This window comes from Sporosarcina soli (assembly GCF_042655805.1).
Taxonomy (GTDB): Bacteria; Bacillota; Bacilli; order Bacillales_A; family Planococcaceae; genus Sporosarcina; species Sporosarcina soli.
Genome location: NZ_JBHSNO010000003.1, coordinates 1 through 16,211, shown reverse-complemented (window position 1 = coordinate 16,211; position 16,211 = coordinate 1). Strand labels below are relative to the sequence as shown.

15 protein-coding genes are annotated in these 16,211 nt (G+C 39.6%); 2 read left to right on the top strand and 13 right to left on the bottom strand.

The window, feature by feature from the left end; translation table 11 throughout:
- Positions 1-372: 372 nt before the first annotated feature.
- Positions 373-1,692 carry an ATP-binding protein gene (locus ACFPRA_RS03830; protein WP_381430952.1) on the top strand — a complete coding sequence of 440 codons (1,320 nt, stop codon included), beginning with the start codon at positions 373-375 and terminating at the stop codon, positions 1,690-1,692.
- Between the two features lie 5 nt (positions 1,693-1,697).
- On the top strand, positions 1,698-2,630 hold the full coding sequence (locus ACFPRA_RS03825; RefSeq protein WP_381430950.1) for a response regulator: 933 nt from the start codon (positions 1,698-1,700) through the stop codon (positions 2,628-2,630).
- Between the two features lie 99 nt (positions 2,631-2,729).
- Here ACFPRA_RS03825 and ACFPRA_RS03820 read toward each other — a convergent pair whose 3' ends face one another.
- From ACFPRA_RS03820 to ACFPRA_RS03760, 13 genes are all read right to left on the bottom strand, one after another.
- The gene (locus tag ACFPRA_RS03820) at positions 2,730-3,245 is read right to left on the bottom strand and encodes a hypothetical protein (RefSeq protein WP_381430948.1); all 516 of its coding nucleotides are present in this window, start codon (positions 3,243-3,245) and stop codon (positions 2,730-2,732) included.
- Positions 3,246-3,356: 111 nt separating this feature from the next.
- Complete coding sequence (locus ACFPRA_RS03815) at positions 3,357-4,019, bottom strand: response regulator transcription factor (protein WP_381430946.1); 663 nt, start codon at positions 4,017-4,019, stop codon at positions 3,357-3,359.
- A complete protein-coding gene (locus tag ACFPRA_RS03810; RefSeq protein WP_381430943.1) occupies positions 4,016-6,358 on the bottom strand; it encodes a sensor histidine kinase in 2,343 nt (780 codons plus the stop codon). The genes ACFPRA_RS03815 and ACFPRA_RS03810 overlap by 4 nt, the downstream gene beginning before the upstream one ends.
- Positions 6,359-6,408: 50 nt before the next feature.
- The gene (gene comX / locus ACFPRA_RS03805) at positions 6,409-6,570 is read right to left on the bottom strand and encodes a competence pheromone ComX (protein ID WP_381430941.1); all 162 of its coding nucleotides are present in this window, start codon (positions 6,568-6,570) and stop codon (positions 6,409-6,411) included.
- Between the two features lie 17 nt (positions 6,571-6,587).
- On the bottom strand, positions 6,588-7,502 hold the full coding sequence (locus tag ACFPRA_RS03800) for a polyprenyl synthetase family protein (RefSeq protein ID WP_381430939.1): 915 nt from the start codon (positions 7,500-7,502) through the stop codon (positions 6,588-6,590).
- A 456-nt stretch (positions 7,503-7,958) separates the two neighbouring features.
- Positions 7,959-8,714, bottom strand: coding sequence for a tetratricopeptide repeat protein (locus ACFPRA_RS03795; RefSeq protein WP_381430937.1), 756 nt, complete (start codon positions 8,712-8,714; stop codon positions 7,959-7,961).
- Positions 8,715-9,049: 335 nt separating this feature from the next.
- Positions 9,050-9,259 (bottom strand): hypothetical protein, encoded by a 210-nt coding sequence (locus ACFPRA_RS03790; protein WP_381430935.1) that lies wholly within the window; start codon positions 9,257-9,259, stop codon positions 9,050-9,052.
- A gap of 246 nt (positions 9,260-9,505) precedes the next feature.
- Positions 9,506-10,648 carry an MFS transporter gene (locus ACFPRA_RS03785; RefSeq protein WP_381431085.1) on the bottom strand — a complete coding sequence of 381 codons (1,143 nt, stop codon included), beginning with the start codon at positions 10,646-10,648 and terminating at the stop codon, positions 9,506-9,508.
- A gap of 510 nt (positions 10,649-11,158) precedes the next feature.
- Positions 11,159-11,968, bottom strand: coding sequence for a zinc transporter ZupT (gene zupT / locus ACFPRA_RS03780; protein ID WP_381430933.1), 810 nt, complete (start codon positions 11,966-11,968; stop codon positions 11,159-11,161).
- Between the two features lie 186 nt (positions 11,969-12,154).
- Complete coding sequence (locus tag ACFPRA_RS03775) at positions 12,155-13,129, bottom strand: siderophore ABC transporter substrate-binding protein (RefSeq protein ID WP_381430931.1); 975 nt, start codon at positions 13,127-13,129, stop codon at positions 12,155-12,157.
- A 63-nt stretch (positions 13,130-13,192) separates the two neighbouring features.
- Positions 13,193-13,954 (bottom strand): iron ABC transporter ATP-binding protein, encoded by a 762-nt coding sequence (locus ACFPRA_RS03770; protein ID WP_381430929.1) that lies wholly within the window; start codon positions 13,952-13,954, stop codon positions 13,193-13,195.
- The gene (locus ACFPRA_RS03765; protein ID WP_381430927.1) at positions 13,951-14,901 is read right to left on the bottom strand and encodes an iron chelate uptake ABC transporter family permease subunit; all 951 of its coding nucleotides are present in this window, start codon (positions 14,899-14,901) and stop codon (positions 13,951-13,953) included. Before ACFPRA_RS03765 ends, ACFPRA_RS03770 begins: the two co-directional genes overlap by 4 nt.
- On the bottom strand, positions 14,894-15,844 hold the full coding sequence (locus ACFPRA_RS03760; protein ID WP_381430925.1) for an ABC transporter permease: 951 nt from the start codon (positions 15,842-15,844) through the stop codon (positions 14,894-14,896). The genes ACFPRA_RS03765 and ACFPRA_RS03760 overlap by 8 nt, the downstream gene beginning before the upstream one ends.
- Positions 15,845-16,211: the final 367 nt, after the last annotated feature.

Below are 16,211 nucleotides of genomic sequence, written 5' to 3'. Positions count from 1 at the left end.
GTTAGGAATATCTCTTTTCCTCTAAATACCAAACTAACTAGACTGATTCTATAATCCGGACTACAAAAGAAAACAAAAAGCTACAAAAGATTTTATTTAGCTTCCGTTTTTTTCGAGGACTACGCTGGGACATTGTCTTTAAGATATTCTAACGGTATACTGATTTTCAGAATCAATTACGCCTCGGCGTAATTGCGTCGGGGTTTTGAATTGTGCTTGCGCAATTGATTCCTTTCAAAATCCCTGACATCCGCCGGAGGCTTAACTTGATTCAGCAGGGAGTTTGAACTCCCTCTGTTTGAAATGCATTCTGGCATTCATCCCGCCACTTATGGAAGTGGGGGACTTCTGCTGAAGCAAGTTAAAGAGGAAGTGACGACCTTGAATTTCCAGCCGACAGTCAAAAAAGATCTACTGATTCTACTGTTAATGATGCTGATCGTCCCAATAGCAGGTTTATTGAATTTTTATCCAATCAACGCTACATTTCGGATCAGTTTTGGTGTACCGACTTTTTTATTCTTTTTGTTATTATTTCGTAAAATCCCTGTGATCCTACCTGGTTTTTTAACTGCCATCACGATAGTTGGATTCCGGATGCTAATCGAATTTATCCAAGACGACCACTTTGATTGGACGAGCTCTTTTCAAGCCAATTTTTCTAGTTTTTTCTTTTACTTGGCTTATGCTTGTTTCTTTTATTTAGCAAAAGTCAACCGCTTTTATAACCGAGTCATCATCATTGGCTTACTTGGCATTTTAATCGAATTATTAGCAGATACCGTAGAGTTGACCTTGCAATACTTTGTATTAGGCACAACAATTAAGTGGGCGGCACTAGGTGAAATACTTATGGTGGCGTTTTCACATAGTTTTATTGTTCTTAGCTTTTTCACCTTCATCAAGTTATACGAAACCCAGGAAAGAGAAAGGCAAATTAGACAACAAAATGAGCATATGCTCCTCTTAATTTCCAACCTATATGAGGAGTCGGTTTATTTAAAAAAAACGTTAGTGAACGCTGAAAACATCACCAAAAAATCATACGACCTCTACAAAAGTTTAATGGACCTGAAAATTGAACAAACTACTGCAACTTCAATGGACATATACAGTAAACAGGCTTTGAACATTGCCGGGGAAGTTCATGAGATAAAAAAGGATAATCAACGCATTTTTGCAGGACTATCCAAGCTCATTTCTGTTAAAAGCTCTACGGATTATATGAGCATTCACGAACTGATTTCTATCATTCAGCGAACAAATGAAAAATACGGCAACTTACTTAAGAAAGAAATCCAAATTGAGTATGCAATTAGTGGCGAGCATCCGCCCTACCACGCTTTTACCCTTCTATCCATCATCAATAATATTGTCACCAATGCGGTGGAAGCAATCGATGGTAAAGGAACGATTACCGTTACCATTGAAAAAGATCAAAATTCAATCGTATTCCGTATTGGGGATAACGGTCCCGGCATTCAACAGAAGCGCAAAAATGTAATTTTCAAGCCCGGGTTCACTACGAAATATGATCATTCCGGAAATCCATCCACGGGTATGGGACTTTCCTTTGTCAAAAAATTAATCGAACAATTTGAAGGCGATATAACAGTAGAAGATCAAGAAAAAGGAACGGGAACCCTTTTCATAATAAGACTGCAAACAGATCATTTAATGAAGAAAGAGTGATGTAAATGCTTTTTTACATAACAGATGATGATGAAGTAGTCCGTTCCATGTTGGCTCAAATCATCGAGGACGAGGAACTAGGGGAGGTAGCCGGAGAATCAGAAGATGGGGCAATGATTGATGAAAATATACTGAACATGCTCAACATCGATATATTATTAATCGATCTATTGATGCCCAATCGAGATGGCCTTGAAACCATCCGTCAACTCCAATCGCAATTCAAAGGAAAAATTGTCATGATTTCTCAAGTCGAGTCAAAGGAGTTAATCGCTGAAGCCTATTCACTGGGCAGCGAATACTATATACTCAAACCGATTAACAGAATTGAAGTCCTAACGATCCTTCAAAAAGTAATTGAAAAAATCCAACTGGAAAAATCCATACAAGACATTCACAAATCGCTCCATACCATACTTAAATTGGACCATTCACCAAAAAAACAACAAGGACCCAAAGAAAAAAATATACGAAATTCCGGTCAATTTTTATTGAACGAGTTAGGGATTGCCGGTGAAAATGGCAGTAAAGATTTGCTCGATGTGCTGGAGTTTTTAGATCAAAATCCGCAAATCCATTCGTTAAACAATAGGATGCCTACTCTTAAAGAAATTTTTAAATACCTTGCTACAAGTCGATTGGGAATCTCCGCTTCCGATGCCGAATTAATAAAAGAAATTAAAGCGACTGAACAACGGGTGCGACGAGCAATTTATCAGGCCTTAAATCAATTGGCCTCTTTAGGTCTTGCCGATTATTCCAATTGGAAATTTGAAAATTATGCTTCCAAGTTTTTTGACTTTACATCCGTTCGGACAAAAATGACAGAATTAAAGAATGGTTCACTACCAGCAACACCCCTTCCTCGAATCAACACGAAAAAATTCATTCAAGTCCTTTACTTTGAAGCACAACGACTACAGGCTGAGGATTCATAAAGTATAAGAAAACACCCTCCAACGGAAAGGGTGTTTTCAAAACTTCGCATTGCGGTTTTCCGAAATGCCTTTGCAGCATTTACATTACTTTAGACAAATTCATTTGGAGTCCACCGATTCAATCGTGTTAAATATTTGAGTATAAACGATTTGAATGTTCGATTTACTCTCCTGATCATTTTTCAAATAATATCTCCATGTCCGCTCGTTAAAGCCTTCATCAGCTTCTGTTCTAAGAAAGCCCGTTGCATAACCGGAAGAATCCACATCAGGAAAACTAGCATAGTCCACCCCTTCGTTCGTAAAAGGAACATGGGCTTTCGTAGATTCCATAAAGAATACCGGAATTGTCAAAGCATGATAAACAGCGACATATTGCTCTTGATCCGCTTCAGTTAGACATTCTTTCATGATTAGAATTGCATCTAGTTTCTGCCGTTTTTCCATATCTTCCAAAGTAATTTTTTTAAAATCTACATTTTCTTCTTTGATAGAAGGAATCGAACCAATGACTCCTATTGTTAAGTCTCTTCCCTGATAGATCTCTTCCTCTGGATGTCCATCGCAACCAGCTAGTAAGAAGAGCGCAATAAATAAAAGAAAAACTTTTCTCACCTTCGCTAAAACCACCTTTTTTATAAACATTACTTGAGGATTAAGAAAACACCCTCCACAAACGGATCGGGTGTTTCCAGAGTTTCATATTACAGTTTTTCCGAAGTGCTCTTATGTATCCATTAACTGCATAGATAACAAACCGTATTCCCTTGCTTTAAGTAAAGCCTCTGTTCTTGAGCTCACGCCTAGCTTTGTGAAAATCTTCGTTAAATGATGTTCAATTGTTCGTTGGCTCATTGAAAGGTTTAAAGCAATTGCTTTATTGGTTAACCCTTTGGCCACTTCCTCTAAGATTTGTTGCTCCTTACTGGAAAGGGTCATATCCCCTAGATCCTCTTCTCCTTCGCTAGTCGAAGGTCCAGTGTTCACTCTTCTGAGCTGTTTAAGCAATTGAAGCGGGATAACAACCTCTTCCCTTAACGCACATTTGATACCCGTGATCAATTGCTCTTGTGTAGCAGTTTTACTCATAAACCCTGCAATTCCTGCCTCAATAAGTAAATTATAATGCGCTACTAAATCAAAACCCGTATAGATGAGAATCTTTGCATCAGGGTCTACTTGTAAAATCATTTTCGTCAAATCTACGCCATTGATTTTGGGCATATATAAGTCTATTAAGTATATGGTATAGGAATTTTCTTCAAGATGTGCCATCACTTTTTCCGCGTCTGAAAGGACGGTTGCCTTCATATCCTCTTCTTGATCGATCATCGCTCGGGTACCCGCGCCGACAGCTGGATGATCATCCACAATTAATACATGAATCACGCCGAATCCCCTCCTATTTGTAAACTGATCTGAACTTGCATCCCTTCTCCCGGCGCCGAATGGATGTCAATAGTGCCGCCTATACTTCTGATGCGCTCTTTCATCCCGAATATGCCCATCGTTTTGAAAGAGTCATTCAACTTCAACATATCAATTCCGATGCCATCATCGCAATAGGTTAAAGAAAGGAAGTGATTGTGATTGCGTAATGCGATCTGGACCTCGGATGCTAAGGAGTGCTTCATCGCATTGTTCAACAGTTCTTGGACTACGCGATAAAGAACCAATTCATCTTCCGGATCAAGCGTTCGAATCGATGGGTCCAATTCAGATTTTAATATAAAGTTACTCCGAAGCTTTGTCTGGTCCACTAAATTTTGTAAAGATTGAATGATCCCTAGTTCATTTAAAAATGGTGGTCGAAGCTCATTACACGTTTCGCGTATTAAATGGATGTTGTCAAGCATTCTTTCTTTCAAATCCACTAGATCATGTTTTGCCGATTGATTTTCCACTTTTCCTGATATTTTTTCCACTTCTCTTAACAACTGCAATTGATCCTGAAGGACCGAGTCATGCAAATCAATGGAGAGATTGGCTCTTTCTTTTTCCGCCAAGGAAAACAGTAATCTCGACAGCCAGAAAGGATAATGCTGTTTTTCTTTGTCATTATCTTTCACCTTATAATTTTCAATTTCCTCAATGAGATCTTCGATCAATTGCAAGTTTTCAAAAAGAATACTCGAAATGTGCGCCAAAGTTTCCAACCAGATTCTTTCTTGTATATTGAAGTTGGTCTTCTGTTTTTTCATGCCCAAAAAGAAGATTTTTTTATTTTGGTTGTCCCCGCCAATCACGAGCAAAAAGCCATTCATCACTTCTATTATCGTACCAATACGATAATGGACCCAATTTAATTTTGCAATTTCATACGCTAACGAAGCGGGATATTCATGCTGATCTTTAAGTACCCAATCTCCCTTGACGCCTTCTCGAAAGACTTCAGCATAGACCACTTTTTTCACCAGTAAGACATCTTTAATTTCATGTTCAAGTTTCGTCACCAAACTGGATACTTTTGTTTCGTACTTCGTTTTTTGGAAAAATGTATATAACCCCATCCCGAAATCGCCTTTTTGAGAAAATAAATGATGACGCAGTTTATAATCCAAGTACTCTTTCACATAAATAAACACAAGAGTACAGATGAACAATACAATGAAAACCATTGCCATCGTACTGGTCGGTAATTGAATACCCACTGCAAATCGTAACAATAAAATGATCAAAATCGTGAACAGGAAAGAATTGAACGAGTAGTAGCGTAACCTGTCCAAGAAAAACTCAATATCAAACAACTTTTCCGCGACTTGTAAATAGACAATCGCAATAGGAATGATGATTAAGGAAATCGTTGTGATTTCTGCCGATAGGAATGCTTTGTGAAAGAGAATGGTAGGCATTGCATAAAAAATAGAAAACGGCCCAAAAGCCAGAAATACAGTCGCCCCTAGAATTTTTAGAATTGCTTTTCCTTCTGAGTTCTTATATTTCATATAAAATTGGATCAGATAAAAGAGAAAATAAAACACGAGTGAAGAAAAAAACAACAATTTAAACTCGCTTATATACTTGTTGATCACCGGAAAGAATGGATTGCCAACTAGAACAAACAAAAAAAACAAATAAATCATATATAACCGAACAAGTGATGGCGTTCGAATAAACACTAAACCGTATTTTGAAAAATACCTATTTAGAAAATGCATAAATAGAATAATGGTGCTCGGCAACGTAATGTTTGTTGAAACTCTTCCAATGACGTCTCCCCTGGCAGACATGGAAGCCCCCACAAAGCAAAGTCCTAACGATAATAAAAAATAAATTAAAATAATGGCAGATTGATCACTCTTCATTTTTACATAAAGGAAAATGCTTAACGAAATCGTCACCGCAGCGTATAACAGCGGAAATAGTAGATAAAACAATTCCTTCGGCGTCATATTCCCATAAGAGATATCAAACGTCCTACTTTTTAAATCATTGTCCAAAATCGTCACGGATTTAGCCATTTCAACTCTTCCAAACCGTCTGACAGTCGAATGCTTTTCCGTTTCTTCCCCGTCGACAAGCTCCACGATGTTCCCTTCTTCAATCGGTTGACTCGAAGCCCAACCATGTTCATATATCTGTTCGACGACCCAATACTGATCTTCTTGTTTCACCTTCATACCGACTAGGGGACATTGTAAAATAGTCACCGTGAAATAAACCGTCAGTCCCAATACCATTAAAAACAGCAGTGCGTGTGTAATAGTCATTTTACGATTCGATTTCATTTGATCTCCTTAAAAAAAAGCCGGAGAATAATTCCTCCGACTTTGAACTCTTATTCCCAATAATAAACCTTTGGAGCAATTTGTTCATCAAAGAACACTTCCAAAATTGCTTTTACTTCTTCCCCAGTAACCCCAACTAGACTTGCTGTCCCCTCTTTCACTTTCTCTACTACATCGGCATTACTGATTAAAAACTCAATGATATCCTGCATGCCTTGCATCCCCTTTTTTATTGTATGTATTCTATCAATCGATCCATATAATGCTGATCAATTGTTAGTTTTTTCACTTCGTTCAATGCCCGATTTTGATGCATCTTCTTAATCACTTCGGTATATGTAATGGCTCCCGTTTCCACTAACTTACGACTAATCAATTCCCGATTATGTATGATTTCATCAACACTTAACTGATCATGGTAGTAATCACGGATCAATTGCAGTTCTTCGTCAGGATGATTGAGTAAATAGATGATCGGAAGAGTATATTTCTTATTCAGTAGGTCATTTTTCTCATTCCACGTTGTTACATCTTTTAAATCATTGGAGATTTGCCCAACTAAACCAATGAGTTCGGAGTAAATCGCAATCTCCTTCGGATAATCATCCGTTGCTAAAACGGCACCGATTAGACAAGCAAGAGCTGTTAAGGATCCTGATTTCTCTATCGTCATCTCGATGTAATCCTTTTCATTTCTACTGTTGTTTAAAAGATCTCGATGTTGACCATTTATGGACCGAAGCGAATAGTGGATCAAAATAGCAATCGCTTGATCCTTATTCGGAAAATCGGTAGCACGAATTGCATCTACACTTAAGAAAAGGAGGGCAGTTGTTGAATTTAACGCCAAATTAGTCTGGATTGACCACGGCTTGTCGGTACAGTCCTCATCCTCAAAATCATCTAACATGTCAAAGGATAATATCAAGGCTTCAACGGCAGCTGCAACTGCGTAAATTTCTTCAGTAGCGATTCCATTGAATTGGTTATAGTGCAAAACGAGCAATTCCCCAAAGGGTAATCCTTGTTCTGCATGATAACCGACATATCCTAAAAGCTGTTCTTTCAATTGTTGTTGATTGACCTGTGTGTGTACAGCTTGTTCGATTGATTTTCTGATCAAAACGGACTTTGGCGTTTTCAACTACTTTCCTCCCCCCTAAAGCGTAGTTTATTTGACCTACTACAACTGTAGCATACTTCATCTACAGAAACACCGTAATGTTGATTGCGGTTTTCCGTAATAAGCATTGCGGTATTTCTAATTTCAGGAAATTAAAATGGTTTTTTGTGCCTATTTTATTCAGTCTAACAAAATGTCCACTTTCTGAAGTGAGCGGATATATAGATTAAAGGACCTATTTATGACATGAATTAGTTTTGCGTCATGAATAGGCCCTTTTCACCATACCATTCTACCAATGTATTGAAATTTTTACTTTTTGCTTCGTATTATGAATATCTATTTTTCTATAACTTCTTAAGTGAATTTTCATGATCCTTATATGTTAAAACCGGACATATATTATGCGATACCGCAAGCCTATTTGGTGCGCTTTTTTGCTAAATAGGGAACAATAGATATGAAAAATATGGGGTGTCACAGTAATACTTCCCATTGGTCGGAATCCGTTAATCTCTCTAGCATACTTTTCACTGCATTACTAGCAAGAACAGTTCTTAATATGGATTCTTTTTTCAGCGTATGATAGGTAGGTACATAATTAGTCGGAACATCGATCATTCCTTTAAAACAATCACCTAAGTAAGGTTTCACAGTTGCTATATCAAAAGATTCATCCACTAGATAGATCTTTTCTACGTTTTTCAACGCTTTACGAATGAAAGATTTTTCTTTATCCGACTCCCCTCTATTCCGATAAAAGTTTGCCAGTTCCAGGAAATTATCAACATACGTGTCATTACTCTCAACAGACTTTTTCAAAAATAAATGATATTGCTTTTCGTCAATTTCGTCACTCCAAGATTTCGCTAAATAGATTAGTGATAGCGAAAGCGAATCCATTTCTACGTTCGCTAGTAATTTATCTAGTACCGTCAATGTGCTTGCATTCACATATCCCCGATTAAGGTATTGAAGCCATGATAGGTATATCGCTGCCTCTATGTTCGTTTTGTCATAAGTAAGGATTTTTTCCATACACTCAATGCTCTGAAGAAAGTCGACCTCTGGTTCCTCTAAGACGACTACAGCTAATTTGAAATATAGCTCTGGATGAGTCGTCTCTATATCCAGTTGTTCAGTTAACATTTTTTCTGCATGTAAAACTTTTTGTGACTTTGTTAGTGAAGTTGACGTGAAGATTTCCTTTAATGTCAAGTCGATGTTATTCACGAAAAATCCCCTCATTCATTATTATTTTGCAAATTACATTCCTCCTATCAATTGTTCCATACTTCAAATCTGAGTTCACCGTAATTCCATTGCGTCTTTCCGAAATATCCATTGCGGTACCGCGATGATCCCCAGTACAAAATCAAAAAGACCCCACCTTTAAAAAGGAAGGCCTCACATTCATTCCAATTGTTTCGTTTCCGTTCCTAAAAACACCACTGCGAGCAATGAACCGACAAGTAACGCCCCGAAAATGCCAACAACTACAACAATTTAGATACAAAATTCCACTCCAGTAATAAAAACAAGACAAAAGAGTAGCCGAAGCCACTCAATTATTTATCTTCTTTTTTAACCTTTGGAGGTTCAGTTCTTTTCGCTGCCACATTATCTTTCCCACTAATCAAATATAAAGCCCCTAGAAAACCTACCAATAAAACCACTTTTGTAGCAATTGGATTTTCTTTCAAGTAGTTGTTAACTATAAGATAAACATCTAATATTATCCATACTATACAAATAATTATTAATAATTTTTTCTTCACCTATTCCCCCCCTCTATATGCCCTACTTCCTTTAAGATTATCTCTAGCTACATTTGCCTTGTGATAAGTATTAACTCCAATCTTGTACACACTTCCCATATCCAATTCCTCCCTTTCCATTTCAATTGTACACATTTTCAACCAGATGTCACCGTAATGGGCATTGCCGTATTTCAATTTTAAGGAAATAATATTTATTCTTTCCAAACAAAAAAGCCCATCTTCCGAAGAAGACAGGCCTCATATTCATTCCAATTCCAATTGTTTCGTTTCCGTTCCTAAAAACACCACCGCCAGCACCCCGATGATAATCGCTCCGCAGAAGATGCCGAAGATGGTCCCAAAACCGGTCCCTGCTGCAAGCAATGAACCAACAAGGAGTGGACCGAATATCCCGCCAATCCGTCCAACTGCAGCGGCCATCCCGGAACCTGTTGCACGAACAGCTGTCGGGTATTGCTCAGGTGAATAGGCGTACAAAGCACCCCATGCACCCAGGTTGAAGAACGATAGCAATGCTCCGAAAATGAGGAGTGGCGTAAGGGTTTCTGCATTTCCAAAGAATAATGCGCTTGCCGCAGTACCTAGAAGATACGTCGCCAATACAAATTTTCGGCCTGCCCTTTCAATTAACCATGCAGCCGTGAAGTAGCCCGGCAATTGAGCGAGTGTCATGATGAGTACGTATTTAAAACTATGAATTAAATCAAAACCTTTCATCACCATCACACTCGGCAGCCATAGGAACATGCCATAATACGAAAATACGACCGTAAACCAAACAATCCACAACATTAGTGTCCGTCGCGCATATTTTTTTGTCCAAATCAGCTGCAGTTTTGCAAACGCGGACTCTTTTGGTTTGCCTTCTGATTCAAACTTAGGCGAATCCGGCAATTTTCTCCGCAAATAAATGGCATAAAATGCAGGAAGTGCCGTGATAATCAGTGCGAGCCTCCAGCCATAGTGTGGAATGACAAAGTAAGCAATCAGTGCAGCGAGCAACCAACCGGCAGCCCAAAAACTTTCTAGCAGAACGACGACTCGTCCACGTTCTTTCGCTTCCACACTCTCTGATACTAAAGTAGATGCGACCGGCAACTCTCCTCCAAGTCCAGCTCCGACTAGGAAACGTAAAATTAGGAAAGCGATAAGCGTTGTCGTCAATGCGGATAATCCGCTCGCAAGTGAAAATAAGACGAGTGTCATCATAAACACATTTTTCCGACCGATGCGATCCGCCAAAAGACCAAAACCGAATGCACCGACAGCCATCCCGATAGAATTGACACTCCCGATCCATCCCATTTCGGATGGCGTCAAATGCCATTCCGCTGCAAGCGCGGCAATGACAAAGGATAGAATACCAACATCCATTGCATCAAACATCCAGCCTGTCCCAGCAAGCGCTAGTAATTTATTTCGTGAGATTCCTTGCTTGTTATTTTTCACAGCGTTATCCCCTTGATGTCTATTTGATTGTCTTGACACCTGTAATTATACTATACAGCAATCAAGAGCACAAACTGTATTTTCACCGAATTGACATATCGTTATACTCCGTAGATTTGTGTATGAGATTTTTCGTTAGCCAAGGATGATTTTTATTGAGCGTGGGTGATGCCACTTTGGGCACATGAGGCTTCGCTTTGAGCGCGGGTGACTTCACTTTGAGCACACGAGCTGCAATTTGAGCGCGGGAACCTCACTTTGAGCACACGAGCTGCAATTTGAGCGCGGGAACCTCACTTTGAGCACACAAGCTGCAATTTGAGCGTGAGCGACCTCGCTTTGAGCACACAAGCTGCAATTTGAGCGCGGGGGACCTCACTTTGAGCACGAAGTCATAATATCAAAAAAAGCCCCCAAGCATTGTTCATACTTGGAAGCTCTTTAGCATTACGCGACAAGCACAAGGCTGATTGCCATGACGGCCATTCCTGCCATCATGCCGTAGACGGAGAGATGTGCTTCGTCATATTCCCTTGCTGCGGGCAGCAATTCATCGATAGAGATGAACACCATAATTCCAGCTACTGCTGCAAAAATAATACCGAACATAATGCCGTTCAAAAATGGCATTAAAATTAGAAAAGCTACAAGGGCTCCAATTGGTTCAGCCAAGCCCGATAGGAAGGACAATTTAAAAGCTTGCTTGCGGTTTCCTGTTGCAAAAAAAATCGGAACAGCGACTGCAATCCCTTCTGGTATGTTGTGGATCGCTACCGCAATAGCGATGGCCACACCGAGGGTCGGATCTTGTAATGCGGATGTGAATGTGGCAATGCCCTCTGGAAAGTTATGGATCGCAATGGCCAATGCCGTAAACATCCCCATTTTCTTCAGCCTGGCATATTCATCGTTTGTTGGTCCTGCGTTTACATCCTCTACACTTTTCACTTCATGTGGATTGCCCATTTCCGGGATGAAATGGTCGATCAAGGCGATCAGTAACATCCCGCCAAAAAAGCCGGCAATGGTCACCCAATAGCCATTATTCAATCCTAGTTCTAAGACAAGCTCATCTTTTGCTTTCACAAATATTTCAATCAATGAAACGTAAATCATAACACCTGCCGAAAAGCCAAGTGCAATTGACAAAAATTTTGTATTGGTCCTCTTCGTAAAAAAAGCGAGCAAGCTGCCAATTCCTGTTGCCAGTCCTGCGAACAAGGTTAATCCAAATGCAAATAGGATATTTCCGTCCATGTACACATCTTCTTTCTATAGCTCTAATTATTGCTATTGTATGCTACTTGTTTCCCTAGGACAACAAGTTAGCAATATAATTTTCTGAGAAGTGCCTTAACGAGACAGATTTCCTTTATAAAGACCGTTTCAACCACAAAAAAAGAACCAATCCACTTTTCCGTGAATCAGTTCTTTTTTCGTTTTTTACAATACTTCTTCGACTTCTGCAACCATTGCTTTCACGGATTGAAGTCCGCCACCAGATAGGTACCAAAAATCTGGATCTAAGTAAATGATTTTGTCGTTTTCATAAGCTGTTGTTTTCTTAACTAATTCGTTTTCAATTGAATCTTTCGCACTTGCATCGCCGCCGACAGCAGCGTCACGGTCTACGACAAATAGGATATCTGGGTTCGTTTCAGCGATGTATTCGAATGATATGCTTTGACCATGTGTAGATACTTCAATTTTTTCATCAGCTGGTTTAAAACCGAATACATCATGGATAATACCGAAACGTGAGCTCGGACCATATGCACTTACTTTTCCTTCGTTTCCAAGAATGATCAAAGATTTGGCATCACTGTTTGTTGCTTTTTCATTAATCGTAGCGATTCTTTCGTCAATATCTGCAAGTTCTGCTTTCATTTCATCTTCTTTGCCAAATAGTTCAGCAACCATTTCCATATTTGCTTTGAATGATTCCATATAGTTCGTTGTATCTACGCCAACAAAGATTGTTGGAGCAATTTCATTTAGCTCTTCGTACATAGCAGATTGACGCCCAGAAATGAAGATCACATCTGGTTTCATCGCATGAATCGCTTCAAAATCAGGTTCTTTCAGACCACCGACGTTTGTATATTTTGCATCTTCATATTTTGATAAATAAGAAGGAACGTTTTTTTGTGGAACTCCTGCTACTTCTACACCAAGCTCATCTAATGTATCAAGCATACCAAAGTCAAATACAACAACTGTTTCAGGGTTTTTCTCAAGCGTCGCTTCGCCCAAATCATGTGTAATTGTCATTGTTTCCGGTTCTGCAGTTTCAGTCTCTTTAGGCTCTGTTTTGTCAGCAGCTGTTTGATCTTCTGCTGCGCCATCGTCTTTTCCGCCACAAGCGACGAGTAAAGCCATTAAAGCAATCATCATGAATGCAATTGTGAGTTTCTTCATCTTGTACCATCCTTTTAAGTTGTATTTAGATATTTTACACCGCACATCCTGCGCATTCCCTTATTAGGAATTGAAGTACACACATATACGGCAATTGCTCAATTGTTTAATGGGGATATCCATATCGTAAATTTCTTTCAATGCATCGGAATTGATGATGTCATTGGTCGGTCCATCTTTGACGACGCGGCCATTTTTCAGTGCGACGATTCGATCCGAATAGACAGACGCAAAGTTGATATCGTGCAAGACGATAACAACTGTTTTTCCTAGATCATCGACAAGCCTTCTTAAAATCTTCATGATTTGAACAGAATGCTTCATGTCCAAGTTGTTTAGCGGCTCATCCAAAAGGATGTAATCCGTATCTTGCGCGATGACCATCGCGATAAATGCGCGTTGGCGTTGTCCTCCTGATAATTCGTCCAAGTATTGATGTTGCATATCCATCAAATCCATATATTCCATCGCCTGTTCCACGAGACGCAAATCCTCCGCGTTGAGCCTCCCTCTAGAATGTGGGAATCGTCCAAACGAAACGAGTTCACGGATGGTTAATCGGACATTCATGAAATTCGACTGTTTTAGAATCGATACCCTTTTGGAAAACTCATTCGGTTTCATTTGGTGGACTTTGTCATTATCTACAAGCACTTCACCCGTGTCCGCGTCCAACAGACGGCTCACCATTGAAAGAAGCGTCGATTTTCCTGCACCGTTAGGACCGATGAATGAAGTGATTTTCCCGCGATGAATATCAACGCTCACCTTTTCAACAACCGCTTTTTTACCATACAACTTCGTTAGCTCACGGACTTGGATCATGTAGATCGACTCTCCTTTAATAGTAGATAAATGAAATACACACCGCCGATGAAGTTAATGATGACACTGAGTGTCGTCGAGAACGTGAAGACGCGTTCGACCACCCATTGCCCGCCGACAAGGGCGATCACACTCATGACGGAAGCACCGGCAATTAAAATGGAATGCTTATACGTTTTGAAAAACTGATAGGACAAATTCGCAACGATCAAACCGAAAAATGTAATCGGTCCGACAAGTGCAGTTGACACTGCAATCAATACTGAAGATAAGACCAACATCGTCTTGACAACTTTATCGTAGGATACGCCCAAGTTGAAGGATGTATCTCTACCGAGTGATAAGACGTCGAGCTCGGGAAAGTATCGCCAACCGAGCAATAAAGCCAGTGTTATGAAACCGAGCGCCCACCAGACAAGCTCTCCACTGACGTTATTGAAACTCGCAAACATCTTATCTTGCACAAGCATAAATTCATTCGGATCAATAAGTACTTGCAGGAATGTCGAAATACTTCCGAAAAAGGTTCCGACAATAATTCCAACAAGCAATAAGAAATAAATCGGTCGCTTTCCTCCGCGGAATAAAAACCGGTAGAGGAGCAGTGCAAATATAATCATTGCACTCACAGACAGTATGAAATTCACTTGTTTGTTGACGATTGTCACGTGATTTGAACCAAGAAAGAAAATAACAACTGTCTGTAATAGTAAATACAAAGAATCCAGACCCATAATGCTTGGTGTCAAAATTCGGTTATGTGTAATCGTTTGGAAGATGACTGTCGAATAAGCAACAGCGACACCTGTCAAAACCATTGCCATCACTTTAATGGCACGGCGTGGTAGCGCATAATCAAAGCTTCCATTCAATCCTTGGAAAAGATACAATCCGCAGAAAATAGTAGCAAATAGAACGAGTATGATGAGTTTCGTCGAATTACGCATAAGCCTTCCTCCTAAACAGCAAATAGAGGAAAATACCGCTGCCGATGACGCCAACCATCAAACTGATTGAAATCTCATAAGGGAAAATGAGTATTCTACCCAAAATATCACAGATGAGTAAGAAAATTGCACCCAGTAAAGCTGTGTGTGGCAATGTCTTCTGCAAATGATCTCCTTTAAATATAGAAACGATATTCGGAATGATCAATCCAAGAAATGGGATCATTCCAACCGTCAATACAACAGTTGCTGTCATAAGCGCTACTAATATAAGCCCAATATTAACAATTCGCCTATATGCAAGCCCTAGGTTTTTTGAGAAATCCTCACCCATTCCAGCTACCGTGAATCGATTCGCATAGAGATAAGTGATGATGAGCACAGGGATGCTTATGTATAGAAGTTCATAACGTCCTTTCATGATCATCGAAAAATCGCCTTGAAGCCATGCCGACATATTTTGGATGACATCTGCCCTGTAAGCGAAGAACGTCGTAATGGATGACAAAATGTTACCGAACATCAATCCCACAAGTGGAATGAAAATCGCATCCTTGAACTTGATTCGATCAAGAATTTGCATGAACAACAGTGTACCAGCAAGCGCAAATGCAAACGCGACAATCATCTTTTCCAATGTAGATGCGTTCGTAAACAACAACATTGAAACAAGAATCCCGAGCTTTGTTGCATCCAGAGTTCCCGCTGTCGTCGGTGAAACAAATTTGTTCCGGCTAAGCTGTTGCATAATAAGACCTGCGATACTCATCCCAGCTCCTGCAAGGAGAATAGCAAGAAGTCTTGGCAATCTGCTAATGAGAAAAATTTCAGTTTCTTCCGATTTGAAATCGAGCAGATCCATCGGTGTAATATGGCTCACTCCCACGAACAACGATAGGAATGAAAGTACGATAACTGCGACAATCAAATAACGTTTCTTCATTGCAATCCCCGATATCGAATATTTGCTGTCGTTGAGAATCATAGAATGAAAACGATTATCAATTGACTGCAACTTCAATTGTAGCATGATTGAAGGTACTGTCAACGGTTAATTGAAATTGATTATCAACCAAATTGAACAATGGTGTGGGTTCAGAGATTTTTCTGACCTCCGCCTGTTCTGCTAATCCTTGTCACGAAAGGGATCATGCTACTCCCACTCGGTAAATGAAAAGTTTTTGAACGATTCGGTACAATTTGAAATAATATCTCCCATCGGAAATAAAAAAACACCGGATTTGATCTGCCCCGTAAATGTTAGACACCAAACTAACATTTATGGGGTGTTTTTATGTCTAAATATACAG